We start from the raw sequence: 23,902 nt of genomic DNA on the forward strand, positions 1-23,902 counted from the left end.
GAAAAGCATTTTAAATCAGTGTTTTCACTCCAGTCACAGAACAGGACACGCGTTATGGTCAAAGCAGTCATCGCCATTCACGGTGGGGCAGGTGCCATTACGCGCTCGGCTATGAGCGCGGAAAAAGAGCAGGCATACCGCCAGGCACTGACAGACATTGTCACCGCAGGACAAAACATGCTGGCGCAGGGTGCCAGCGCGCTGGATACCGTGACCGAGGCGGTACGGCTGCTGGAAGAGTGTCCGCTGTTCAACGCGGGTAAAGGCGCAGTCTTTACTCATCAGGGCACCCATGAACTGGACGCCTGCATCATGGATGGCCACACGCTGGAGGCAGGCGCGGTAGCCGGGGTTTCGTGCCTGCGTAATCCGGTGCTGGCGGCGCGCAAAGTGCTCGAGGTCAGCCCGCATGTGCTCCTTATCGGCGCCGGTGCCGAGCAGTTTGCGCGGGATAACGGGCTGGAGCAGGTTAATCCCGATTATTTCTCCACCCCGGAACGCTGGAAGCAGCTGCAACGGGCGCTCAGCAGCGAGGAAATGCTGCTCGACCATGACGGTGCCGCGCGTGCTGATGATCCGCTCGATCCTGACCGTAAGTTTGGCACGGTAGGGGCGGTGGCGATTGACGCTGAGGGCAACCTCGCGGCGGCCACCTCTACCGGCGGCATGACCAACAAGCAGGCAGGGCGCGTAGGCGATTCTCCGCTGCCCGGCGCAGGCTGCTACGCCAGCAACGATACGGTGGCGGTCTCCTGCACCGGTACCGGCGAAGTCTTTATCCGCACCCTGGCAGCCTATGATATTGCTGCGCAAATGCGATACGGCGGGCACTCGCTACAGCAGGCCTGCGTTAACGTTATTCACGATACCATCCCGGAACTGGGTGGCAGCGGCGGCCTGATTGCCGTTGACCGCTTTGGCAACGTGGCGCTGCCGTTTAACAGCGAAGGCATGTATCGTGGTTTTGCGCGCGTAGGCGAAGAGGCTGAGGTCGGCATCTACCGCGAAGGCTGAGGAGCAGGCATGACGCAGCAAATGGCACCAGAGCAGGTTCTGGCGGTCCGTAACCTTAACGTACGCTTCAGCCATGAAGGACGGGTGACGCACGCCGTGCGCGATCTGTCGCTGGAGGTCTACCGCGGCGAAACCCTGGCCATTGTGGGCGAATCTGGCTCCGGCAAATCCGTTACCTCGCTGGCGCTGATGCGGCTGGCAGAGCAGAACGGCGGTGAGGTCAGCGGGGATATTCTGCTGCGTCGCCGCAGCGGTGAATTGCTGGACGTGATGCAGGCGTCGGGAAAAGTGATGCGTCGCGTGCGCGGTGCGGATATGGCGATGATCTTTCAGGAGCCGATGACTTCGCTGAATCCGGTATTTACCGTCGGCGAGCAGATCGCTGAATCTATCCGCCTGCATCAGGGAAAAAGCCACCCGCAGGCGCTGGCCGAAGCGCGCCGTATGCTCGATTTGGTACGCATTCCAGAGGCGCAGGGCGTACTGTCACGCTACCCGCATCAGCTCTCTGGCGGCATGCGCCAGCGCGTGATGATCGCCATGGCGCTGTCGTGCCGACCAGCGCTGCTGATCGCCGATGAACCCACGACGGCGCTTGACGTCACGATTCAGGCGCAAATCCTGCAGCTGATCCGCGTGCTGCAAAAAGAGATGCACATGGGGGTGATTTTTATCACTCACGATATGGGCGTGGTAGCGGAAATGGCCGACCGCGTGCAGGTGATGTATCGCGGGGACGTTGTCGAGCGCGCGCCGGTGCAGCAGCTGTTTGACGCGCCCCAGCAGCCCTATACCAGAGCGCTGCTGGCTGCCGTGCCGAAGCTGGGCGCGATGAGTGGTCAGCCGCTGCCTGCTCCCTTTCCGCTGCTGCACGCCAGTGCGCAAAGCGAGCCAGAAGCGCCGCAGGATACGGTGCGGCGCGATATCGCCCCCATCCTTCAGGTGCGGGATCTGGTGACGCGCTTTGATATTCGCGGTGGCCTGCTCAATCGCGTTAAGCGGCGTGTGCATGCGGTTGAGAAGGTCAGCTTTGACCTTTACGCGGGTGAAACGCTGGCGCTGGTGGGTGAGTCGGGCTGTGGTAAGTCCACGACCGGGCGCTCGCTGCTGCGGCTGGTGGCAACCCAGGGCGGTACCATTACCTTCAACGGCCAGCGCATCGATACGCTGTCGGGCCCGGCGCTGGCGCACCTGCGCCGGGATATCCAGTTTATCTTTCAGGATCCCTATGCCTCACTCGATCCTCGCCTGACGGTGGGCTTCTCCATCATGGAGCCGCTGCTGGTGCACAAGGTCATGACGCGCCGCGAGGCGGAACAGCGCGTCGCCTGGCTGCTGGAGAAAGTGGGTCTGCTGCCGGAGCATGCGCAGCGCTATCCCCATGAATTTTCCGGCGGCCAGCGCCAGCGGATCTGTATTGCACGCGCGCTGGCGCTCAATCCAAAAGTGGTTATCGCCGATGAGTCGGTATCGGCGCTTGATGTCTCTATTCAGGCGCAGATCGTCAACCTGATGCTCGATCTGCAGCGTGAATTTGGCATCGCTTTCCTGTTTATTTCACATGATATGGCGGTGGTGGAGCGTATCAGCCATCGCGTAGCCGTGATGTATCTGGGACAAATCGTTGAGATAGGGCCACGCCAGGCGGTGTTTGAGCAGCCGCGTCATCCCTATACCCGCAAGCTGATGGCGGCCGTGCCGGTGGCCGATCCCACTCACCGACGGCGCGAACGCGCCCTGATGGTGGATGAGATCCCGAGTACCGTCCATGCACTGGGCGATGAGCCTGAAGTGGCGCCTCTGACTGAAGTTGCGCCAGGCCATTTCGTTGCGCGGCATGCCATCAGCGGCGCCTGAATACCATATCGATAAAGCAGGGACTACAGGAGAACACCATGCACCACACAATGCGTAAAAGTTTACTGGCTGCGAGTTTACTGAGCGGCGTGGCAGCACTGCCCGCGTGGGCGGCCAAAGACGCCGTTATCGCCGTCGGCTCAAACTTCACCACGCTCGATCCCTATGATGCCAACGACACGCTGTCACAGGCGGTAGCGAAATCGTTCTATCAGGGGCTGTTTGGCTTTGACAAAGAGATGAAGCTGACGAATGTGCTGGCTGAGAGTTATCAGGCGAGTCCGGATGGTCTGATCTACACCATCAAGCTACGTCCCGGCATTAAATTTCAGGACGGCAGCGATTTTAATGCCGAAGCGGTCAAGGTAAACCTGGAGCGCGCCAGCAACCCGGATAACCACCTCAAGCGCTACAACCTGTTTAAATATATTGCCACCACCGAGGCGATCGATCCCACCACGGTAAAGATTACCCTGAAGCAACCCTTCTCCGCCTTTATCAATAATCTGGCGCACCCGGCCGCCGCCATGATCTCGCCTACCGCGCTGAAAAAATATGGTAAAGAGATCGGCTTTCATCCAGTGGGAACGGGGCCTTATGAATTTGTCACCTGGAATCAGACCGATTACGTGAAGGTGAAAAAGTGGGATGGCTACTGGAAAAAAGGCTATCCGAAACTCGACACCATCACCTGGCGTCCGGTGGTGGATAATAACACCCGAGCAGCGATGCTTCAGACCGGTGAGGCTAACTTTGCTTTCCCGGTGCCCTTTGAGCAGGCGAAGCTGCTGGAGAAAAACGCGAAGCTGAAAGTGGTGACCACTCCCTCAATCATGCAGCGTTATATCAGCCTCAACGTCACGCAAAAACCTTTCGACAACCCGAAAGTGCGTGAGGCGCTGGAGTATGCCATTAATCGCGAGGCGCTGACGAAGGTCGCCTTTGCCGGTTATGCCACCCCTGCCACCGGCATTGTGCCGCCGTCCATCGATTTTGCACAAACCTATCCGGCCATTCAGTACAACCCGGCGAAGGCGCGCGAGCTGCTGAAAGAGGCGGGCTACCCCAACGGCTTTGAAACCACGCTGTGGTCGTCACACAACCACAGCACCGCGCAGAAGGTATTGCAGTTCACCCAGCAGCAGCTCGCACAGGTTGGGGTGAAGGTGAAAGTTACCGCGATGGATGCAGGCCAGCGCGCGGCGGAAGTGGAGGGGAAAGGGCAGAAAGAGAGCGGCGTGCGGATGTTCTACACCGGCTGGTCAGCATCGACGGGCGAAGCAGACTGGGCGCTGACGCCGCTGTTTGCCACCGCCTCCTGGCCACCGGCTATCTTTAACACCGCTTTTTACAGCAATCCCAAAGTAGATAAGGATCTGGCTGATGCGCTGAAAACCACCGATCGCGCGCGCAAAGCTGCCCTTTACAAAGATGCGCAAGATACCATCTGGAACGATCACCCCTGGATCCCCCTGGTTGTGGAGCAGCTGGTTTCCGCCAACACCGCATCGCTGAGCGGCTTCTATGTTATGCCCGATACCTCGTTTAGCTTTGATGAGGCTGAACTGAAGTAACCCGAACGGCCAGTCCCACGGGCTGGCCGCTGCTGCGCAGGATTACGCATGCTTAACTACTTTATTAAACGACTGCTGGGGCTGATTCCCACACTGCTGATTGTCGCCGTGCTGGTGTTCCTGTTTGTCCACCTGCTGCCGGGCGATCCCGCGCGCCTGATCGCCGGTCAGGATGCCGACGCCAGCGTGGTGGAGCTGGTGCGTCAGGAGCTGGGGCTGGATCAGTCGCTGCCGCAGCAGTTCTGGCACTTTATGCTCAATGCCCTGCAGGGCGACTTTGGCCAGTCGCTGGTATCCAGGCGGCCGGTCTCGACAGAGATTGCCTCGCGCTTTATGCCCACACTGTGGCTGACGCTGGCCAGCATGGTCTGGGCGGTGATTTTCGGCATGGGGATCGGCATTATTTCCGCCGTATGGCGCAACCGCTGGCCGGATCGCCTCGGCATGACGCTGGCGGTATCTGGCATCTCCTTTCCCGCTTTTGCACTCGGTATGCTGCTGATGCAGGTTTTTTCAGTCGAGCTGGGCTGGTTACCGACCGTGGGTGCAGAGAGCTGGAAACACTATATCCTGCCTTCGATCACCCTCGGAGCGGCGGTGGCGGCGGTAATGGCGCGCTTTACCCGCGCGTCATTTGTGGAGGTGATGCAGGAGGACTATATGCGTACCGCGCGTGCCAAAGGGGTGCGCGAGTCGCTGGTGGTGGTGAAGCATGGCCTGCGTAACGCCATGATCCCGGTTGTCACCATGATGGGGCTTCAGTTTGGCTTTCTGCTCGGTGGCTCTATCGTGGTAGAGGTGGTGTTCAACTGGCCTGGGCTGGGCCGTCTGCTGGTCGATTCGGTGGAGATGCGTGACTACCCGGTGATTCAGGCCGAGGTGCTGCTCTTTTCGCTGGAATTCATTCTGATTAACCTGATGGTCGATCTGCTCTATGCAGCAATCAATCCCGCCATTCGCTACAGCTAAGGAGTCGCAATGAAGAACTGGCGACGTGAAGCGGTGCTGAAAAGCCTGCCGCTGACAACGGAAAATCGGGTACGTACCCCCTGGAGCGAGTTCTGGCGGCGCTTTCGCCGCCAGCCGATCGCGATGACGGCAGGACTCTTTGTGCTGCTGCTGGTGCTGGTGGCGTTTATTGCCCCGCTTATTGTGCCATTCGACGCCGAGAACTATTTTGATTATGACCGTCTGAACCAGGGGCCGTCGCTGCAGCACTGGTTCGGCGTCGATTCACTGGGCCGCGATATCTTTAGCCGTGTGCTGGTGGGCACGCGTATCTCGCTGATTGCGGGCTTTTTCTCAGTAGCGATTGGCGCAATAATCGGCACGTTTTTCGGCCTGCTCGCTGGCTTCTATGAAGGTGCCTGGGATCGGCTTACCATGCGCATTTGCGACGTGCTGTTTGCCTTTCCTGGCATTCTGCTGGCGATTGCCGTCGTCGCCATAATGGGTAGCGGCATGAGCAACGTGATTATCGCGGTAGCGATTTTCAGTATTCCAGCCTTTGCGCGGCTGGTACGTGGCAATACCCTGGTGCTGAAGCATCAGACCTATATCGAGTCGGCGCGCAGTATTGGTGCGTCCGATATGACCATTTTGCTGCGGCATATTTTGCCCGGCACGGTCTCATCCATCGTGGTTTACTTCACGATGCGCATTGGTACCTCGATCATCACCGCTGCCAGCCTGTCGTTTCTTGGCCTGGGCGCGCAGCCGCCAACGCCAGAGTGGGGCGCGATGCTCAACGAGGCGCGTGCGGATATGGTGCTGGCACCCCACGTGGCAATTTTTCCCAGCCTCGCGATTTTCCTCACGGTTTTAGCATTTAATTTGCTGGGCGACGGGCTACGTGACGCACTCGATCCTAAACTCAGGACATGAAAGAATTTAATTACGAGCAGGACTTCAAAACCATCGACTTCCGCAAAAACCCGGAGCTGTACCAGGTCGGGCGCGGCGAGCAGGGCGTGCTAATGGTCGAACCCTACAAGGGCGAGATTCTGCCGCACTGGCGTTTTCGCACCGTGCCGATTGCTAAAGCGTCAGCGGCAAAAATCATGGAGATGTTTGAAGCGTACCGCACGCAGGATGACTTCGTCGGGATGGACATGGCCCGCAAGTTTATTCAGATGGGCTATACCCGTGCTCGCCGCTACAGCAATCACAAAGGCGGTCGCAAGTATGACGCAGACGGCAACGAACTGCCGCGCGGTGTCAACGAAGAGAAGGCCGCGGCGGCGGCCGTTTTCAAAGCCTACTGGGATCGGCTGCGGGAAGATGAGGATTACCTGGCGCGCAAGCGGGCGCATCAGAAACTCTACGGTTAGCGCGCGCGCCCCCTCAGCGTTATCGCTGAGGTTCTTCTGCATCAGGTTAGCCACAGAATGAGGGCCTGCTGCTAAAAACAGGGTGTTTCGTAGGGATATTCATCTGCTTTTTCAGCCAGATAGCCAGCTATTCGCCGCACACCCATTCCCTGTTTCCGCTGATAACGTAAATAAGTGCAAATCTGACCACTCAGTTTTTGCTGGCTAACTTCTGGTTATCTCAGTAAAAAACGTCCTTCTGCGCCTCAGAGTCAGTGGGTCAACAACAACATCAGGGTTGAGTTTAGCGCCACCTGGTGCTTAAATCCAAAATTCAAATTTACTGTGAATTCAATAATAAACAGATAAAAGGCAGCTGCGGACGCCTGTTTCCGCAGTCGACTCAATGGACAACGTGAGAGCGCAATGATGAAAGAGATCGTTAACGGATTTCTGAGTTTTCAACAGAATGTATTTCCTGAGAGACAGGATCTTTTCAAAAGCCTGGCGTCTAACCAAACTCCAAAAGCGCTGTTTATCTCCTGTTCTGACAGCCGCTTAGTGCCGGAACTGGTTACCCAGCAGGAACCGGGCCAGCTGTTTGTAATCCGTAATGCCGGCAATATCGTGCCGCCGTTCGGTCCGGAACCTGGCGGCGTGTCAGCAACGATTGAATATGCGCTGATGGTGCTGGGCGTGAGTGACATTATTATCTGCGGTCACTCCAACTGCGGCGCAATGAACGCTATCGCGTCCTGCCAGTGCATGGACAGCATGCCAGCAGTTGAACACTGGCTGCGCTACGCCGATGCTGCGAAAACCGTGATTGAAGAGCGTGAGTATGAGTCGCCGGAAGCCAAGCTCAACGAGATGGTGAAAGAAAACGTGATTGCGCAGCTGAACAACATCAAAACTCACCCGTCTGTAGCACTGGCGCTGCGTAAAGGTAAAGTGCGCCTGCACGGCTGGGTTTATGACATTGAGTCAGGCAAAATTATTGCACTGACCGAAGGCGGGAAAAGCTTTATCTCCCTCTCCGATAATCCGGAAACCTGCTTCGAGTAACCCCTCCGCCCGCGGCTCCAGCAGCGGGCGTTCTCTTTCTGCTCTCCCTTTGCTGCCTGTGCAGGATGTAAACCCTCACCTCTTCTTTAATCTTTTGTAAAGCCTGAACATTATTGGGTTGCGCTGGCTACCCTTAAATTCATCCCCTGCGACAGGAGCATCCTATGGCCCGACTCACTGCCACACTGTTACTTGGCGGCGCGCTGTTCACCTTACCGGCACTGGCGGCTGACGTGCAGGTTCAGGTGTTACAGGAGAAGCTTAATCATCCCTGGTCAGTGGCCTTTTTGCCCGATAACCAGACGCTGCTGATCACCGAGCGAACCGGGCAGCTGCGCAGCTGGCGGCCAGACAGCGGCCTCTCTCAGCCGCTTGAGGGGGTGCCAGAAGCGGCCGTGCGCGGTCAGGCTGGCCTGCTCGATGTGGTGCTGGCGCCTGATTTTGCGCAGAGCCGTCGCGTCTGGCTGAGCTATACCGAAGCCAACAGCCGCGGCGAACTGGGTGCCGTGGTGGGCTATGGCCAGCTCAGTGAAGATAACCGTCGCCTGACGGGATTCAAAGCGGTGATCCGCCAGACGCCTCAGCTGTCGGCAGGCAATAATCTGGGCACGCGTATTGCCTTTGACCGCGACGGCTATCTTTACATTGTTTTCGGCGATAACTTTCATAGCAGTAGCGCGCAGGATCTCGACAAGCTGACCGGTAAAATTTTGCGCCTGAACCCGGACGGTAGCGTGCCAAAAGATAATCCCTTTGTCAGCCGCAGTGGTGCCCGTCCAGAGATTTGGGCCTACGGTTTGCGCAACCCTCAGGGCCTGGCGTTTAACCCCTGGACGCAGCAAATGTGGGAGAGCGAACACGGGCCGCGCGGTGGCGATGAGGTCAATATCCCGCTGAAAGGTAAAAATTATGGCTGGCCGCTGGCGACCTGGGGTATCGATTACAACGGCAACCGGGTGCCGGAATCAAAAGGCACCCACGCCGAGGGCACAGAGCAGCCGGTCTATTACTGGAAAGTGTCACCGGCCATCAGCGGCATGGCCTTCTATAACAGCGCGCGCTTCCCTGAATGGAAAAACTCGTTGTTTATTGGCGCGCTTAAAGAGAAAAATTTGATCCGCCTGACCGTTAACGGCGATAAGGTCACAGAGGCGCAGCGCCTGCTGACCGATCGCAATGAGCGTATCCGCGATGTGCGGCAGGGGCCGGACGGCTATCTTTATGTTCTGACCGATGATGACAACGGTAAGCTGCTGAAAGTGGGATTAGCGCAGGACGCCAGCGCGTCCCGCGGTTAATCAGCGCGCCCAGCGGCAGACTTCCCAGCCGCGGGCAAGTGCCTCCTGGTGCAGCTGTCTGTTGGGGTTAATCACCAGCGCGTGGTCGGCCTGCGCCAGCAGCGGCAGATCGCTCATGGAGTCGCTATAGGCCCAGGTCTGATGAAACGCGTTCTCATGCTGAAGCGCACGCCAGTCGGTCAGTCGGCTGACATTGCCTTCTTTATAGGTGAGGGTACCGTAGGTCAGACCGCTGTAGCGGTCGTTTACCACTTCGACACCCGTCGCCAGTGCGCCGTGTGCACCCAACCGTTCAGCAATGGGCGTCACCAGGTGTTCACCGCTGGCGGAGCAAATAACCACTTTATCGCCGCGCTGCTGGTGCCACTGAATGCGATCGCGCGCATCGGGGTAGACGCGCGGCAGAATATCACGCTGGATCCAGCGCCGTACCCAGCTGGCAACCGTAGGGGCTGCCAGACCTGTCAGCGGCGAGAGCGTGAGCGCCATATAGTTTTCCATCGCCAGGGTGCCAGCATAATAGTGCGTCATTAATGCCTGCTTTTCGGCGAGCAGCGTTTCACGAGCAAAGCCTTGCGAGACCAGCCAGCGCAGCCACAGGCCGGTACTGTCCTCGCAAATAACGGTTTCGTCCAGGTCGAATACGGCTAAGTCCATGGTGCGTCTCCTCGGTTGACTCACATCAGCCTGGCAGAGTTTTGTGACGAGCTTAACTTTTCTGCGAAAAATCGGAATTTCACCGGCTTTTGGCCACGCAGGCAGCGCGCGACACTGGTCACGGCGTCCGTAACATGCCAGGGTTACTCTACCAAACTCTATAAAACTTTACGGTTGGGCGGTTTTTTTCAGGCTCCGCAGAGGTTAGCGTTTCACTCTGTCCATTTTGCCCCTAAAACCGCGATTTAACATGGAATTCCCGCGCACATGACAACTACTCGTTCTTCACGCCGCCTGCGGTACGCTGCCGCCACCTCGTTATTGCTCTTTGTCGCGCCTGTGACCTTTGCCGTCGACGCGCCTGCACCGCCTCAGGTTGAGGCAAAAGCCTGGATTCTCATGGATTATGCCAGCGGCAAAGTGCTGGCCGAAGGCAACGCAGATGACAGACTCGATCCCGCCAGCCTGACCAAAATGATGACCAGCTATGTGGTCGGCCAGGCGCTTAAGTCCGGCAAAATCAAGCGCGATGATATGGTTACGGTGGGTCAGGACGCATGGGCCACCGGCAATCCTAAGCTGAAAGGCTCCTCACTGATGTTTCTGAAGCCGGGGGATCGCATTCCGGTTTCTGAACTCAATAAAGGCATCGTGATTCAGTCGGGCAACGACGCCTGTATTGCGCTGGCAGATTATGTCGCGGGCAGTCAGGATGCCTTTATTGGTCTGATGAACAATTATGTGAAGGCATTTGGTCTGAAGAATACCCACTTTATGACGGTGCACGGACTGGATGCAGAGGGGCAGTACAGCACCGCGCGCGATATGGCGCTGATTGGTCAGGCGCTCATCCGTGATGTGCCGGAAGAGTATGCGCTGAATAAAGAGAAGGAGTTTACCTTTAACCGCATCCGCCAGATGAACCGTAACCGTCTGCTGTGGAGTACCAACCTCAAGGTTGACGGCATCAAAACCGGACATACCTCGGGAGCGGGCAACAACCTCGTCGCCTCCGCCACGGAAAATGATATGCGTCTTATCTCCGTGGTATTAGGCACCGCAACCGATGCGGCCCGCTTCCGCGAGAGCGAAAAGCTGCTCACCTGGGGCTTCCGCTTTTACGAAACCGTTACGCCGATTAAGTCGGATAAGCCCTTCGCCCAGCAGCGCGTCTGGTTTGGCGATCGCAAAGAGGTCAATCTCGGCGTCGAGAAGGATGCCGCGTTGACGATACCAAAAGGGCAGATGAAAAATCTGAAGGCGAGCTATAACCTTGCCACCCAGCAGCTGGAAGCGCCGCTGAAGAAAAATCAGGTGGTTGGCACCATCGATTTTCAGCTCAACGGGAAAACGATCGAGCAGCGCCCGCTGGTGGTGATGGACGAGGTGCCAGAGGGCAATTTCTTTAGCCGCATCCTGGACTTTGTACTGATGCAGTTCCACACGCTGTTTGGTAAATGGTTTAACTAACAAGCACGGGGCGTCAGCCTTGCGCGAATGCGATGGGCATGAGCCGATCGCATTCCTTATCTTTATCCTGCAACATGACGCACCATCTCCCGGAGGTGCGTCCCTGTATTTAATCCTGAATCCACCCCTTGCGTATTGGCAAAGCAAAGAGCGCACGGTAGGCCGCATTAAACAGCCCCAGCATCCGATCACCATACCCCTGCCAGGCCAGATGAGAGGCCAGACAGCCGAGCAGCCCCACCAGGAACCCACCCAGCATATCTATCGGCCAGTGCACGCCGAGATAGACGCGTGACCAGGCGATAGCGCTGCCGATAACCATCAGGATGATGCCTGACCACAGGCGATGCCAGAAAATAAAGGCCAGCGCAAAGGTAAATATTGTGGTGCCGTGATCGCTGGGGTAGGAGTCATCAGGCGCATGGTGCAGAAACTGATGGCCCAGCCCAATGGCAAACGGGCGAGGGTGAGGAAAGAGCTGCCCGACACACCAGGAGATCGCCAGAGCATAAATCAAGGCCATACCGGTTTTCAGCACCAGCACGCGCTGTGAGGTGACCTGCTCGCGCGGTCCCCATAGCCACAGAGCCACAATCAGCAGCGGGACAATGGCAATCAGATCTTTGGCAATAAAGGTGGCCAGCGCCAGCAGCCAGCCGGGCGAATCGGGCGTAGCGTTGATGAATAAAAACAGGGAGTGGTTGAACGCTTCCATTAGAGTCCTGGATCCTAATTATCTGTGTCCGTTAACGGCGGAGCACAATTTGCCAAAATTTAGTCTTATCCTGACAACGCTGGACCCAGGCGTATATAGCACAGGGTCTTAAATGTCTTTCAGGTTGCAGAACGGTTTAAGTTAGATGACGGTGCAGCGCGTCGCTGTGGCCCGCTTAATGCTATGAAGGCGTAAATTGCAGACATAAAAAAACCCGTCAGTAAAAACTGGCGGGCTCCACAATCTGGGGATTTCAAAGAAAAGCAGTGGCACTTATTCAGACTTGCCCTTAACAAAAAAGTTCTGGACTCCGTCAAAATTATTTTATAAAGGCAAAATCGGCCAGATAATCACGATAAGCGTCCCTGCCAGCGTCAGCAGTACGTTGGCAATGGCGTAAGTGCCCGCATAGCCTAGCGCCGGAATATTACTGCGGGCGGTATCGCAGATGATCTCCATTGCAGGTGCGCAGGTTCGTGCACCCATAATGGCACCAAACAGCAGCGCCCGGTTCATGCGCAGCACATAGGCCCCAAACAGATAGCAGATTACCACCGGCAGCAGGCTGACCAGCAGGCCGCACAGCAGCATCAGTGCGCCTTCGCTGCCGAGGCCGTGATTGATGCCGCTACCGGCGCTCAGGCCAACGCCCGCCATAAACACCATCAGCCCAAACTCTTTTACCATCGTCAGCGCGCCCTGAGGGATATAGCCGAAGGTAGGGTGGTTAGCACGCAGAAAGCCAAGCATGATGCCAGCAAACAGCAGCCCGGCGGCATTGCCGATACCAAAACTGAAATTACTGAACTGAAAGGTGATCAGGCCGATCATCAGGCCGACGATAAAGAAGGCGCAAAACGCCAGTAGATCGGTCACCTGGCTGTGGATGGCGATAAAACCGATGCGATCCGCAACGCTTTTAACGCGCTTTGCTTCGCCACTGACCTGCAGCACATCCCCTTTGTTTAGCATAATGCTGTCGTCAATGGGCATCTCAATCTGGCTGCGAATGACGCGGTTCAGGAAGCAGCCGTGATCGGTAAGATTGAGCTGGCTCAGGCGCTTGTTCACCGCATTGTGATTTTTCACCACAATCTCTTCGGTGACGATACGCATATCGAGCAGATCACGGTCAAAGACCTCTTTACCGTTACGGAAACTGGCGTCAAGGCGTGCATGGGCATCGGGATAGCCTACCAGCGAAATATCATCGCCCAGCTGCAACACCGCATCGCCATCCGGGCTGGCCAGAATGCCATTGCGGCGGATACGTTCAATGTAGCAGCCGGTCTGGCGGTAAATACCCAGTTCGCGCAGGTTTTTTCCGCCGCTCCACGCAACCAGTTCCGGGCCAACGCGATAGGCACGAATGACCGGCAGGAAGACTTTGCGCTGGCTGTCCGCGTCGAGCCCGCGTTCGCGCGCAATTTGCTGCGCGCAGGTCGGCAGATCCTGATGCTGCAGACGCGGCAGATAACGCGCACCAAAAATCAGGCTCACCAGTCCGATCAGATAGGTCAGGGCATACCCCAGCGAAAGGTGATCCTGCATAAGTGCCAGCCGACTGCCGTCGTTAATACTCTGGCGCAGCGTATCGCCTGCGCCAACCAGCACCGGCGTTGAGGTCATTGATCCTGCCAGCATGCCCGCCGTCAGACCGATATCCCAGCCAAACAGTTTGCCAAAGCCCAGCGCCAGCAGCAGGGCACTGACCACCATCACGATGGCCAGCATAAAGTAGTTTTTTCCGTCGCGAAAAAAAATAGAGAAGAAGTTGGGGCCAGCTTCGACACCCACACAAAAAATAAACAGCATAAACCCCAGGCTTAGCGCGCTGGTATTAATTGCGAAGTGCTGCTGTCCCAGTAATAACGAAACGACTAATACGCCAATGGAATTTCCTAATTGCACCGAGCCAAGGCGCAATTTACCCAGGCAAAGCCCGAGCGCCAGCACCACAAATAATAACAGAACGTCATTTCCGCTTAACAAATCTGCGACGTTTATGTTCACTGTTTAACTTCTTATTTACGTGTAAGTGGTTGATGTTAAGCCTGTTTTTCGCTATCTTTTTCTGGTCGTCTGCTCAGTCGTCCATGAGATAGTGACAAAGCCGCGTCAAAACGGCGGATATTCTAATCATAAAAATCACCCTCAGCCATTCGCAAAAAACGAATTAAGCCGACGGTCTGTTTCATTTTATTTCCACTCGTTCTCAGCAGGTTGTTGTCAATTTGATCATTTTTGATAAATGGAGTGATATGCCGCGGCGTTCCTTACACTGGACTGGGGCTATGTTAGGCGTGACGCTTTACAGTCTGGTCTTTATTTATGCTCATCGTTACTGGCTAGTGGGCGATGCTGCGCTGCATGGGCAGCCGGAATTACTGCTGTTTTTATTGCCTGGCGTGGTGATGGCGCTGCTGCATATTGAGAGTCCCCTGAAGAGCACCCTGCTGATGGCTTTATGGGGCACGACGATTGGTGGCATGATGTTAAACAGCTCGCTGCTGGCGCATACGACCTGGATTATGCTGACGGCCTGGAGTCTCAGTGCGGTTTTCTGGGCGGGAAGCGGCGCGCTGCTGGTGCGGCTGCTAAAAATTATCTGGCGTTAAGGCCAGCAAAAAAACGGGCCAGATGGCCCGCTGTCACAATACCCGCGCTTATGCGCTCAGGTTAGCGGTGGTCCAGGCAGCGAAGTCGGTATAGCCACCGATGTGCTGCTCATCAATAAAAATTTGCGGCACGGTGCTCACCGGTTTGCCGGCGCTTTTTTCCAGATCCGCTTTAGTAATGCCCTCTGCCTGAATATCCACATACTGATAAGTGAAGTCATCACGCTCGGCGCTGAGTTTGTCAGCCAGCTCTTTTGCACGCACGCAGTAAGGGCAGCCCGGACGGCCAAAAATTACGGTAACCATGAAACACTCCTTAAGTGAGGCCATATAGTGTGACCTGCGTCACATCGGCTCAGGACAGATGGTCAATATCATGCCCGCTCGAACCGCTTAAAGAAAGCAGGAAATGCCTGTTAGTCTGATGCGCGTCGTCTATGCAAGTTTCTGAACCTTGACCATAATTGACGGCCTGAACCCGGTGTGACCCAGGAGGAAGCCATGCGAAATCTGGCGCGTTTACCCAAAAATTTGCTGGTGATGGAGGCCCTTGGTGGTCTGCTGATACTTGGCGCGCTGCTGTTCGCCAATCACTGGCTGTCTGTGCCTGCTGGCGTTGACAGCAAAACGCTGGCCACGGCGCTACTGCTGGCAGGCATTGCGCTGATGCTGCCTGCGGCCTGGCTGATGATATGGCGTACCGCTCAATCCATGGCACCGCAACTTTTTGGTCACACTGATAAAAAAACTGATACTCGCCGGAGACCTTAATGACACCAACCATTGATTTATTGTGCAGCCATCGCTCAATTCGTTCTTTTACCGATCGGGCGATTACTGCGGAGCAGCGCGAGGCGATAATTAACGCGGCGCAATCGGCCTCTACCTCCAGCTTTCTTCAGTGTTCATCGATTATTCGCATCACCGATCCCGCGCTGCGCCAGCAGCTGGTGACCCTGACCGGCGGCCAGCAGTGGGTAGCCGATGCTGCTGAGTTCTGGGTCTTCTGCGCCGACTTCAATCGCCATCTACAGATCTGCCCTGATGCGCAGCTGGGACGTGCCGAGCAGCTGCTGCTCGGCTGCGTGGATACCGCGCTGATGGCGCAAAATGCCATGGTTGCGGCGGAATCGCTCGGTATGGGCGGCGTATTTATTGGCGGTATCCGCAACAGCATTGCGCAGGTAACAGAGCTGCTCGGCCTGCCGAAATTTGTGCTGCCGCTGTTTGGTTTTTGTATCGGCTATCCCTCCAGCGTGCCGGACAGCAAACCCCGTCTGCCCCATGCGATGCTGGTGCATGAAAACCGCTATCAGCCGGTAGACCCGCAGGTGCTGGCCGATTACGATAGCCGCACAGAGATCTACTATGAGAATCGCGACAGCAACCAGCGTAGCGAGACCTGGAGTGAGCTGATTCAGCGTCTGATCATTAAAGAAACGCGTCCCTTTATCCTCGATTACCTGCACCAGCAGGGGTGGGCGACGCGCTAACCGCCAGGAGGTTCGATGATGAAGATAGCCATTCTGTCGCGCGACAGAGAGCTCTACTCCTGCCGACGTTTACGTGAGGTAGCCGAGCAGCGCGGGCACGTTATTCAGATCATCGATCCGCTTTCCTGCTATATGAATATCAATCCGGCATCGCCAGCGGTGCACTACTGCGGCGAACCGCTCGGCCATTTCGACGCGGTCATTCCGCGCATCGGCTCCGCCATCACCTTTTACGGTACGGCGGTGCTGCGACAATTTGAAATGTGCGGCAGTTATCCGCTCAACGAGTCGCTGGCGATTGCCCGCGCTCGCGACAAGCTGCGTTCATTACAGCTGCTGGCGAGGCAGGGCATCGATATGCCGGTCACTGGCTTTGCCTCCTCGCCGGACGATACGCAGGATTTGATCGCGATGGTAGGCGGCGCTCCGCTGGTGGTGAAGCTGGTCGAAGGTACGCAGGGCATCGGCGTGGTGCTGGCGGAGACGCGGCAGGCGGCGGAGAGCGTGATTGACGCTTTTCGCGGCCTGAACGCCCATATTCTGGTGCAGGAGTTTATCCAGGAAGCGCAGGGGCGTGATGTGCGCTGTCTGGTTATCGGCGATGAAGTTGTCGCCGCTATTGAGCGCGAGGCGAAAGAGGGTGACTTTCGTTCTAACCTGCACCGCGGCGGTAAAGCGCATGCGGTGGAGATCACCCCGCAAGAGCGCGCCATTGCAATAAAAGCGGCCAGGACGCTGGGGCTGGACGTTGCGGGCGTTGATATTTTGCGTGCCCGTCGCGGTCCTCTGGTCATGGAAGTTAACGCCTCTCCCGGGCTGGAAGGCATTGAAGCCACCACCGGAATCGATATTGCAGGCAGGATGATCGCATGGATAGAGCAGAATGCCTTGCCCGGTTTCAGTCTTAAAACCGGCGGCTGAGGCGCGCTTTACAGCGGTTTTCGTAGCGTCCGCGCTATTTTTTCCGTAAGCTTAGCGCCTGTTTATTCACCCCTTGGGACACTACGATGGATTCTCTTGTCGTTCCGGATATCGACCTGTTGCGTCGCTGGCTGGATCAGCAAAATATCACCTGGTTCGAATGTGATGCCTGTCAGGCACTTCATCTGCCGCACATGCAAAATTTCGATGGGGTGTTTGACGCCAAAATCGATCTGGTCGACAACGTCATTCTTTTCTCTGCGCTGGCGGAAGTGAAGCCGACGGCGTTGATTCCGCTCGTGGGCGATTTGTCGCAAATCAATGCCAGTTCGCTGACGGTCAAAGCCTTTATTGACATTCAGGATGATAATCTGCCGAAGCTGATTGTCTGCCAGTCTCTGGGCACCAGCGCCGGATTAACCTTTGGCCAGTTTGCCAGCTTTATCAAGCAGAGCGAAGAGCAGATCTCGATGGTGATTATGGAAGCCTTCGCCAATAATCTGCTGATGATGGGTGAAGAAGAGGAACGTCCGCTGACCAGTTTTAGCCATTCGCTACTGCACTAAGCTGAACAGGTTTCCCGCCTCGCTCTGACTGCCGCTTTATGCGGCAGTTTTCATTTCTGGCCCTGCCATTTTTTATTCTGCACTTTGCCCTTTACTGCCAGATATTTCTCGTGGTTTATGCCAATCCTGCCAGACCACATAGCACAAACATGCATAAGCTATCGCTAAAAGGCGTTTTTTAAGCTGGGGTATGGCACAGCACTGGTCGTGCGGCTATTCTTGCGGGGCTGCATCAGGCGTGGAGTCGCAGCGCAGCTATCAGTTTTTACTATTAAACTCTCAGTGAATAATGATTCATTGTGTCTGTGCATTGGCACACCGCTCGCAGCGTTGGGATCAGGTTGTGGTGATCCGCTCAGGAGGAAATAACAAGATGCGTAATCAAAAGAAATGGTTGTCAGGTGCGATAGTCAGCGTACTGATGGTCGCCTCTGCCGGATCGATGGCGGAAGATAAAACGCTGCACGTCTATAACTGGTCAGATTATATTTCGGCCGATACCGTGCCGAATTTTGAAAAGCAGACCGGCATCAAAGTGGTCTACGACGTCTTTGATTCCAACGAAGTGCTGGAAGGTAAACTGATGGCGGGCAGCACCGGCTACGATGTGGTCGTGCCCTCATCAAGCTTTCTGGGGCGTCAGCTGCAGTCCGGCGTGTTTCAGCCGCTGGACAAAAGCAAACTGCCGAACTACAAAAATCTTGATCCCGAGCTGATGAAGAAAGTGGCACAGCACGATCCCGACAATAAATACGCCATTCCTTATCTCTGGGGCACCACCGGTATTGGCTACAATGTGGATAAGGTAAAAGCCGCGCTGGGCGCTGATGCGCCGGTTAACAGCTGGGATCTGGTGCTGAAGCCAGAAAATCTGGAGAAGCTGAAAAGCTGCGGTGTCTCTTTCCTTGACGCGCCAGAAGAGATCTTCGCCACTGTGCTGAATTACCTGGGCAAAGACCCCAACAGCTCTGACGCAAAAGATTACTCGGGTGCGGCGACCGATCTGCTGCTGAAGCTGCGTCCCAGCATTCGCTATTTCCACTCCTCTCAGTACATCAACGATCTGGCCAACGGCAACACCTGCGTCGCTATTGGCTGGTCGGGTGATATTTTACAGGCGAAAAACCGCGCTGAGCAGGCGAAAAACGGCGTGCATCTGGCCTACAGCGTACCGAAAGAGGGAGCACTGGCTTTCTTTGACATGATGGCTATTCCAAAAGATGCGAAAAATGTCGACGCCGCCTATCAGTGGCTGAACTACATCATGGATCCGAAAGTGATTGCCGACGTTTCTAACAAGATGTCCTACGCTAACGGTAACAAAGCATCGCTGCCGCTGATCAATGCCGATATTCGTAACAACCCAGGCATTTTCCCGACGCCGGAAGCCATGTCGAAACTGTTCGTGCTGAAAGTGCAGGATCCGAAGCTGGATCGCGCGCGCACCCGTGCGTGGACGCGAGTGAAAAGCGGAAAATAAACGGCTTTTTACGCATTTGAAAGCTTACAACCTGGAACAGAGGCGCTGCGCTGGCCTCTGTTTTCTCTTTTTTGCGGCTGGCTTAGCCGTTCCGCGTAGACCGGAGTGAACTGTTAGTGAATGACGCGATTCCTCGTCCCCAACCTAAAACCGCAAAGGCGCTTACGCCGCTGCTGGAGATCCGCAACCTGACGAAGTCCTTTGACGGACAACATGCCGTCGATGACGTCAGCCTGACCATCTATAAAGGCGAGATTTTTGCGCTGCTTGGCGCGTCCGGCTGCGGTAAATCAACGCTGCTGCGCATGCTGGCAGGCTTCGAGCCGCCGACCAGTGGTCAGATCGTGCTCGACGGGCAGGATCTCTCTCACGTTCCCCCCTATCAGCGCCCGGTCAATATGATGTTTCAGTCCTATGCGCTCTTCCCGCATATGACGGTTGAGCAGAATATCGCATTCGGCCTTAAGCAGGACAAACTGCCGAGGGACGAAATTTCAGCGCGCGTTCAGGAGATGCTGGCGCTGGTGCATATGCAGGAATATGCCCGTCGCAAGCCGCACCAGCTTTCAGGCGGCCAGCGTCAGCGCGTGGCGCTGGCGCGCAGCCTGGCGAAACGCCCTAAACTGCTGCTGCTTGATGAGCCGATGGGGGCGCTGGATAAAAAGCTGCGCGACCGTATGCAGCTGGAAGTGGTCGATATCCTGGAGCGCGTCGGCGCCACCTGCGTCATGGTGACGCACGACCAGGAAGAGGCGATGACCATGGCAGGCCGCATCGCGATTATGAATCGCGGCAAGTTCGTGCAGATTGGCGAGCCGGAAGAGATTTATGAGCATCCGACCACTGTGTACAGTGCTGAGTTTATTGGATCGGTCAACGTATTCAGCGGCCTGCTGCGCGAACGTCAGGAAAATGGCCTGGTGATCGACAGTCCCGGACTGGTGCATCCGCTGAAGGTCGATTCTGACGTATCGGTGCCGGATAACGTGCCGGTGCATGTCGCGCTGCGCCCGGAAAAAGTGATGCTGTGTGAGGAGGTCCCGCCGGACGGCTACAACTTTGCCGTCGGTGAGGTGGTGCACATTGCCTATCTTGGCGATCTCTCTATCTATCACGTCCGACTGAAAAGCGGCCAGATGATCAGCGCCCAGTTACAGAACGCGCACCGCTTCCGCAAAGGGCAGCCGACCTGGGGCGATGAAGTGCGCCTCTGCTGGGATGTCGACAGCTGTGTGGTCCTGACGGCTTAAGGAGAGACGATGAGCCAACTTTTTCACTCCAGCAAACCGCCGGGCGCGCGGCTGGCCGGTACGCCGCTGCAGCGCTGGGCGACGCGCATGAAAATGCATCACGGCCGCAAACTGGCTATTGCGCTACCCTATCTCTGGCTGGTGCTCTTTTTCCTGCTGCCGTTTTTGATCGTGCTGAAAATCAGCTTTGCTGATATTGCACGCGCGATCCCGCCTTATACCGAGCTAATTAGCTGGGCTGACGATCAGCTCAATATTGTGCTGAATCTGGGCAACTACCTGACGCTGACCGACGACCCGCTCTACGTTGATGCCTATCTGCAATCGCTTAAGGTGGCCGCAATCTCGACGCTGATCTGCCTGCTGGTGGGCTATCCACTCGCCTGGGCAGTGGCACACAGCAAACCGTCGATGCGGACCATCCTGCTGCTGCTGGTGATCCTGCCGTCGTGGACCTCGTTTCTGGTACGCGTCTACGCCTGGATGGGGCTACTGAATAACAACGGCATCCTGAACCGCTTTTTAATGTGGCTGGGCGTTATCGATCATCCGCTGGTGATCCTCTATACCAATACGGCGGTGTATATCGGCATCGTTTACTGCTATCTGCCCTTTATGGTACTGCCGATCTATACCGCTCTGACGCGCATTGACTATTCACTGGTCGAAGCGTCGCTCGATCTTGGCGCGAAGCCGCTAAAAACCTTCTTCAGCGTGATTGTGCCGCTGACCAAAGGCGGCATTATCGCCGGTTCAATGCTGGTATTTATTCCGGCAGTGGGCGAGTACGTTATCCCGGAGCTGCTGGGCGGCCCTGACAGCATTATGATTGGCCGTATCCTCTGGCAGGAGTTTTTCAATAACCGCGACTGGCCGGTGGCGTCGGCGCTGGCGGTAATTATTCTGCTGATCTTGATCCTGCCCATTATCTGGTTCCATAAACATCAAAACCGTGAAACAGGAGAGAAGGGATGAATCAGCTTCCTGCTATTCGCTCGCCGTGGCGTACCGCGATTCTGGCGTGCGGCTTTCTGTTTCTCTACGCGCCAATGCTGCTGCTGGTGGTCTACTCCTTCAACAGCTCGCAGCTGGTGACGGTCTGGGAGAGCTTCTCATTTCACTGGTATCGCGTGCTGTTTCAGGATGAGGCGATGCTGGATGCCGTGGGCCTCAGCCTGACCATTGCCGCGCTGAGCGCGACCATGGCAGTGGTGCTTGGCACCATTGCGGCAGTGGTGGTGGTGCGCTTTGGCCGTTTTCGCGGCCATACTGGCTTTGCCTTTATGCTGACTGCGCCACTGGTGATGCCAGACGTGATTACCGGGCTGTCGCTGCTGCTGCTGTTTGTCGCTATGGGCAACGCCTTTGGCTGGCCCAGCGATCGCGGCATGCTGACGATCTGGCTGGCACACGTCACGTTCTGTACCGCCTATGTCGCTGTGGTGATTAACTCGCGCCTGCGCGAGCTGGATCGCTCGATTGAAGAGGCGGCGATGGATCTGGGTGCAACGCCGCTGAAGGTGTTCTTCGTGATCACCGTACCGATGATTGCACCGGCGATTGTGACGGGCTGGCTGCTGGCCTTTACGCTGTCGCTGGACGACCTGGTGATCGCCAGCTTTGTTACCGGGCCAGGCGCAACCACCTTACCGATGGCGATCTTTGCCACGGTGCGGCGCGGCGTCAATCCCGAAATCAACGCGCTGGCCTCGCTGATCCTGTTTATTGTTGGGCTGGTGGGCTTTATTGCCTGGCGCTGGATGGCACACGAAGAAAAACAGCGGATTCGCGATATTCAGAAAGCCAGGCGTGGCTGAAATCCTTAACCTTTGCCACTATAGATGCGGGCGGATTTTTTCCGCCCCGTCCAGGTGCGGTTACGGAGTCAGCCATGTCGGAAATCCTGAAAAAAAATGATTTTATCTCTCTTGCGCCGGTGCCGGTGTCGGTAGCGGGCATCGCTATCATTGCGACGCGCTGTCTGAGCGTGCTGATGCTGGCGAACGAGCTGGGCGTTGAAGAGATGGTAAATTTTGTTCACCGCAGTGCCCAGGCCTGGGACTCCACCCTGATTTTTATCGCCAGCCAGCTCATTTTCTTTTACGAACTGCGCTGCGCCTTTCTGCTGCTGCGCGGTCGAAACAAGGGGCGCTGGGGCTTCGCAGCGACCCAGCTGGTGGTACTGCTCTATATGCTGACGGCCTCCACCGGCGGCATCTATCCAGAAATTTTCAGCATCAGCGGTGCCAGCAACGCGCAGGTTATTCATCATACGCTGTTGCAAAAGCTGCCCGATCTGCTGGTGCTGGGGCTGCTGTTTCTCCCCGGGAGCAGCCGCGCATTTTTCCGCAAGCGGTGATACAATCGCGCTCCGCCCGACCTCGCGACCATGACTTACAGGCCATACCCAATGCATTGCGCCCTCTATGACGCTGACCGCTGCCGCTCATGCCAGTGGCTGGAAAAACCCTATTCACAACAGCTCAGCGACAAACAGTCGCGACTGGAACAGCTGCTGGCAGAGCGGCCGGTTAGCCAGTGGCTGCCGCCCGTCACGTCGGCGCAGCAGGCGTTTCGCAACAAGGCGAAAATGGTCGTCAGCGGTAGCGTAGAGCGCCCGGTCTTCGGCCTTGTTCAGCGTGACGGCAGCGCAGTTGATCTCTGTCACTGCCCGCTCTATCCCGCCAGCTTTGCGCCGGTATTCGATATACTGAAGCCCTTTATCGCCCGCGCCGGATTAACTCCCTATAACGTCGCGCGCCAGCGTGGTGAGCTGAAGTTTCTGCTGCTGACGGAAAGCACGCAGGGCGGCATGATGCTGCGCTTTGTTCTGCGCTCCAGGGCAAAACTGGATCAGCTGCGCGCGGCGCTGCCGTGGCTGCAACAGCAGCTGCCGCAGCTCAGGGTCATTTCCGCCAATATTCAGCCCGTACATATGGCGATTCTGGAAGGGGATGAGGAGATAGCGCTGACGCCCTCACAGTCGCTGGCGGAATGCTTTAACGCGATACCGCTGTGGATACGACCGCAAAGCTTTTTCCAGACTAACCCACAGGTGGCCGCTGCACTCTACGCTACCGCACGTGACTGGGTGAGTGAGCTGCCTGTTAGCAGCATGTGGGATCTTTTTTGCGGCGTTGGCGGCTTTGGTCTGCACTGTGCGACGCCGGAAATGCAACTAACCGGAATTGAAATCAGCGCCGAAGCGATTGCCTGCGCGCAGCGCTCTGCGGAGATGCTGGGGCTGAAGAAGGTCAGCTTTGCCGCGCTGGATTCTACCGCTTTTGCCACCGGGCGCGATGCCGTGCCGGATCTGGTGCTGGTCAATCCGCCACGCCGCGGGATTGGTGAGGCACTGTGCCGCTATCTGGGGCAGATGGCACCCGATTATCTTCTCTATTCCAGCTGTAATCCAGAGAGCATGGCGCAAGACCTGGCTCGTCTGACCGCCTATCGCGTTGAGCGTGTGCAGTTGTTCGATATGTTTCCGCACACCGCACATTTTGAGGTGCTTAGTCTGCTGGTGCGCCAGAATTAACAGGAGGGTGGGCCAGCGTTCTGACAGCCTGAACTGAGGACGATGCAGAACCGGTCAGACCGTCATTTGCTGGCCCA

The 23,902-nt window shown here is 56.5% G+C and carries 24 protein-coding genes; 20 read left to right on the plus strand and 4 right to left on the minus strand.

Annotated elements, in window-relative coordinates:
- Positions 1–54 precede the first annotated feature (54 nt).
- The 8 genes from HP564_RS00535 (at position 55) to HP564_RS00570 (ending at position 9,117) form a co-directional block, all read left to right on the plus strand.
- Positions 55–1,014, plus strand: coding sequence for an isoaspartyl peptidase/L-asparaginase family protein (locus HP564_RS00535; RefSeq protein WP_371239175.1), 960 nt, complete (start codon positions 55–57; stop codon positions 1,012–1,014).
- A gap of 9 nt (positions 1,015–1,023) precedes the next feature.
- A complete protein-coding gene (gene gsiA / locus HP564_RS00540) occupies positions 1,024–2,871 on the plus strand; it encodes a glutathione ABC transporter ATP-binding protein GsiA (protein WP_371239177.1) in 1,848 nt (615 codons plus the stop codon).
- Between the two features lie 38 nt (positions 2,872–2,909).
- On the plus strand, positions 2,910–4,445 hold the full coding sequence (gsiB, locus tag HP564_RS00545; RefSeq protein ID WP_371239179.1) for a glutathione ABC transporter substrate-binding protein GsiB: 1,536 nt from the start codon (positions 2,910–2,912) through the stop codon (positions 4,443–4,445).
- Between the two features lie 48 nt (positions 4,446–4,493).
- The gene (gene gsiC / locus HP564_RS00550; protein ID WP_371239181.1) at positions 4,494–5,414 is read left to right on the plus strand and encodes a glutathione ABC transporter permease GsiC; all 921 of its coding nucleotides are present in this window, start codon (positions 4,494–4,496) and stop codon (positions 5,412–5,414) included.
- Positions 5,415–5,423: 9 nt separating this feature from the next.
- Positions 5,424–6,329 (plus strand): glutathione ABC transporter permease GsiD, encoded by a 906-nt coding sequence (gene gsiD, locus HP564_RS00555; protein WP_371239183.1) that lies wholly within the window; start codon positions 5,424–5,426, stop codon positions 6,327–6,329.
- On the plus strand, positions 6,326–6,775 hold the full coding sequence (locus HP564_RS00560) for a DUF4385 domain-containing protein (RefSeq protein WP_371239185.1): 450 nt from the start codon (positions 6,326–6,328) through the stop codon (positions 6,773–6,775). The genes gsiD and HP564_RS00560 overlap by 4 nt, the downstream gene beginning before the upstream one ends.
- Before the next feature lie 408 nt (positions 6,776–7,183).
- Entirely contained in the window at positions 7,184–7,819 is a 636-nt protein-coding gene (locus HP564_RS00565; protein ID WP_371240605.1) for a carbonic anhydrase, read from the plus strand.
- Positions 7,820–7,983: 164 nt separating this feature from the next.
- Positions 7,984–9,117, plus strand: coding sequence for a PQQ-dependent sugar dehydrogenase (locus tag HP564_RS00570; RefSeq protein WP_371239187.1), 1,134 nt, complete (start codon positions 7,984–7,986; stop codon positions 9,115–9,117).
- On the opposite strand, the gene HP564_RS00575 is transcribed toward HP564_RS00570, so the two are convergent.
- Positions 9,118–9,774 (minus strand): HAD family hydrolase, encoded by a 657-nt coding sequence (locus HP564_RS00575; RefSeq protein WP_371239189.1) that lies wholly within the window; start codon positions 9,772–9,774, stop codon positions 9,118–9,120.
- Between the two features lie 267 nt (positions 9,775–10,041).
- Here HP564_RS00575 and HP564_RS00580 point away from each other — a divergent pair, with 267 nt between their 5' ends.
- The gene (locus HP564_RS00580; RefSeq protein ID WP_371239191.1) at positions 10,042–11,244 is read left to right on the plus strand and encodes a serine hydrolase; all 1,203 of its coding nucleotides are present in this window, start codon (positions 10,042–10,044) and stop codon (positions 11,242–11,244) included.
- A gap of 109 nt (positions 11,245–11,353) precedes the next feature.
- Here HP564_RS00580 and ybjG read toward each other — a convergent pair whose 3' ends face one another.
- Entirely contained in the window at positions 11,354–11,959 is a 606-nt protein-coding gene (gene ybjG, locus HP564_RS00585) for an undecaprenyl-diphosphate phosphatase (RefSeq protein WP_371239193.1), read from the minus strand.
- A gap of 324 nt (positions 11,960–12,283) precedes the next feature.
- Positions 12,284–13,972 (minus strand): aspartate:alanine antiporter, encoded by a 1,689-nt coding sequence (locus HP564_RS00590; protein ID WP_371239195.1) that lies wholly within the window; start codon positions 13,970–13,972, stop codon positions 12,284–12,286.
- 248 nt (positions 13,973–14,220) lie between these two features.
- Here HP564_RS00590 and ybjM point away from each other — a divergent pair, with 248 nt between their 5' ends.
- Positions 14,221–14,577, plus strand: coding sequence for an inner membrane protein YbjM (gene ybjM / locus HP564_RS00595; protein ID WP_371239197.1), 357 nt, complete (start codon positions 14,221–14,223; stop codon positions 14,575–14,577).
- A gap of 48 nt (positions 14,578–14,625) precedes the next feature.
- On the opposite strand, the gene HP564_RS00600 is transcribed toward ybjM, so the two are convergent.
- The gene (locus HP564_RS00600; protein ID WP_371239199.1) at positions 14,626–14,883 is read right to left on the minus strand and encodes a GrxA family glutaredoxin; all 258 of its coding nucleotides are present in this window, start codon (positions 14,881–14,883) and stop codon (positions 14,626–14,628) included.
- Positions 14,884–15,078: 195 nt separating this feature from the next.
- Here HP564_RS00600 and HP564_RS00605 point away from each other — a divergent pair, with 195 nt between their 5' ends.
- From HP564_RS00605 to rlmC, 10 genes are all read left to right on the plus strand, one after another.
- Positions 15,079–15,348, plus strand: coding sequence for a DUF1418 family protein (locus tag HP564_RS00605; RefSeq protein WP_371239200.1), 270 nt, complete (start codon positions 15,079–15,081; stop codon positions 15,346–15,348).
- On the plus strand, positions 15,348–16,070 hold the full coding sequence (gene nfsA / locus HP564_RS00610) for an oxygen-insensitive NADPH nitroreductase (protein ID WP_371239202.1): 723 nt from the start codon (positions 15,348–15,350) through the stop codon (positions 16,068–16,070). The genes HP564_RS00605 and nfsA overlap by 1 nt, the downstream gene beginning before the upstream one ends.
- 18 nt (positions 16,071–16,088) lie before the next feature.
- The gene (gene rimK, locus HP564_RS00615; RefSeq protein ID WP_371240607.1) at positions 16,089–16,991 is read left to right on the plus strand and encodes a 30S ribosomal protein S6--L-glutamate ligase; all 903 of its coding nucleotides are present in this window, start codon (positions 16,089–16,091) and stop codon (positions 16,989–16,991) included.
- An 86-nt stretch (positions 16,992–17,077) separates the two neighbouring features.
- Positions 17,078–17,557, plus strand: coding sequence for a YbjN domain-containing protein (locus HP564_RS00620; RefSeq protein ID WP_371239204.1), 480 nt, complete (start codon positions 17,078–17,080; stop codon positions 17,555–17,557).
- 373 nt (positions 17,558–17,930) lie between these two features.
- The gene (gene potF / locus HP564_RS00625; RefSeq protein WP_371239206.1) at positions 17,931–19,037 is read left to right on the plus strand and encodes a spermidine/putrescine ABC transporter substrate-binding protein PotF; all 1,107 of its coding nucleotides are present in this window, start codon (positions 17,931–17,933) and stop codon (positions 19,035–19,037) included.
- 116 nt (positions 19,038–19,153) lie between these two features.
- A complete protein-coding gene (gene potG, locus HP564_RS00630) occupies positions 19,154–20,287 on the plus strand; it encodes a putrescine ABC transporter ATP-binding subunit PotG (RefSeq protein WP_371239208.1) in 1,134 nt (377 codons plus the stop codon).
- 9 nt (positions 20,288–20,296) lie between these two features.
- A complete protein-coding gene (potH, locus tag HP564_RS00635; RefSeq protein WP_371239210.1) occupies positions 20,297–21,262 on the plus strand; it encodes a putrescine ABC transporter permease PotH in 966 nt (321 codons plus the stop codon).
- Positions 21,259–22,104 (plus strand): putrescine ABC transporter permease PotI, encoded by an 846-nt coding sequence (gene potI / locus HP564_RS00640; protein ID WP_371239212.1) that lies wholly within the window; start codon positions 21,259–21,261, stop codon positions 22,102–22,104. The genes potH and potI overlap by 4 nt, the downstream gene beginning before the upstream one ends.
- A gap of 74 nt (positions 22,105–22,178) precedes the next feature.
- Positions 22,179–22,646: a YbjO family protein gene (locus HP564_RS00645; protein ID WP_371239214.1), complete on the plus strand. Its 468-nt coding sequence runs from the start codon at positions 22,179–22,181 to the stop codon at positions 22,644–22,646.
- 51 nt (positions 22,647–22,697) lie between these two features.
- Complete coding sequence (rlmC, locus tag HP564_RS00650) at positions 22,698–23,825, plus strand: 23S rRNA (uracil(747)-C(5))-methyltransferase RlmC (protein ID WP_371239216.1); 1,128 nt, start codon at positions 22,698–22,700, stop codon at positions 23,823–23,825.
- Positions 23,826–23,902: the final 77 nt, after the last annotated feature.

It is taken from the genome of Pantoea sp. KPR_PJ (assembly GCF_041386365.1).
Lineage (GTDB): Bacteria > Pseudomonadota > Gammaproteobacteria > Enterobacterales > Enterobacteriaceae > Pantoea.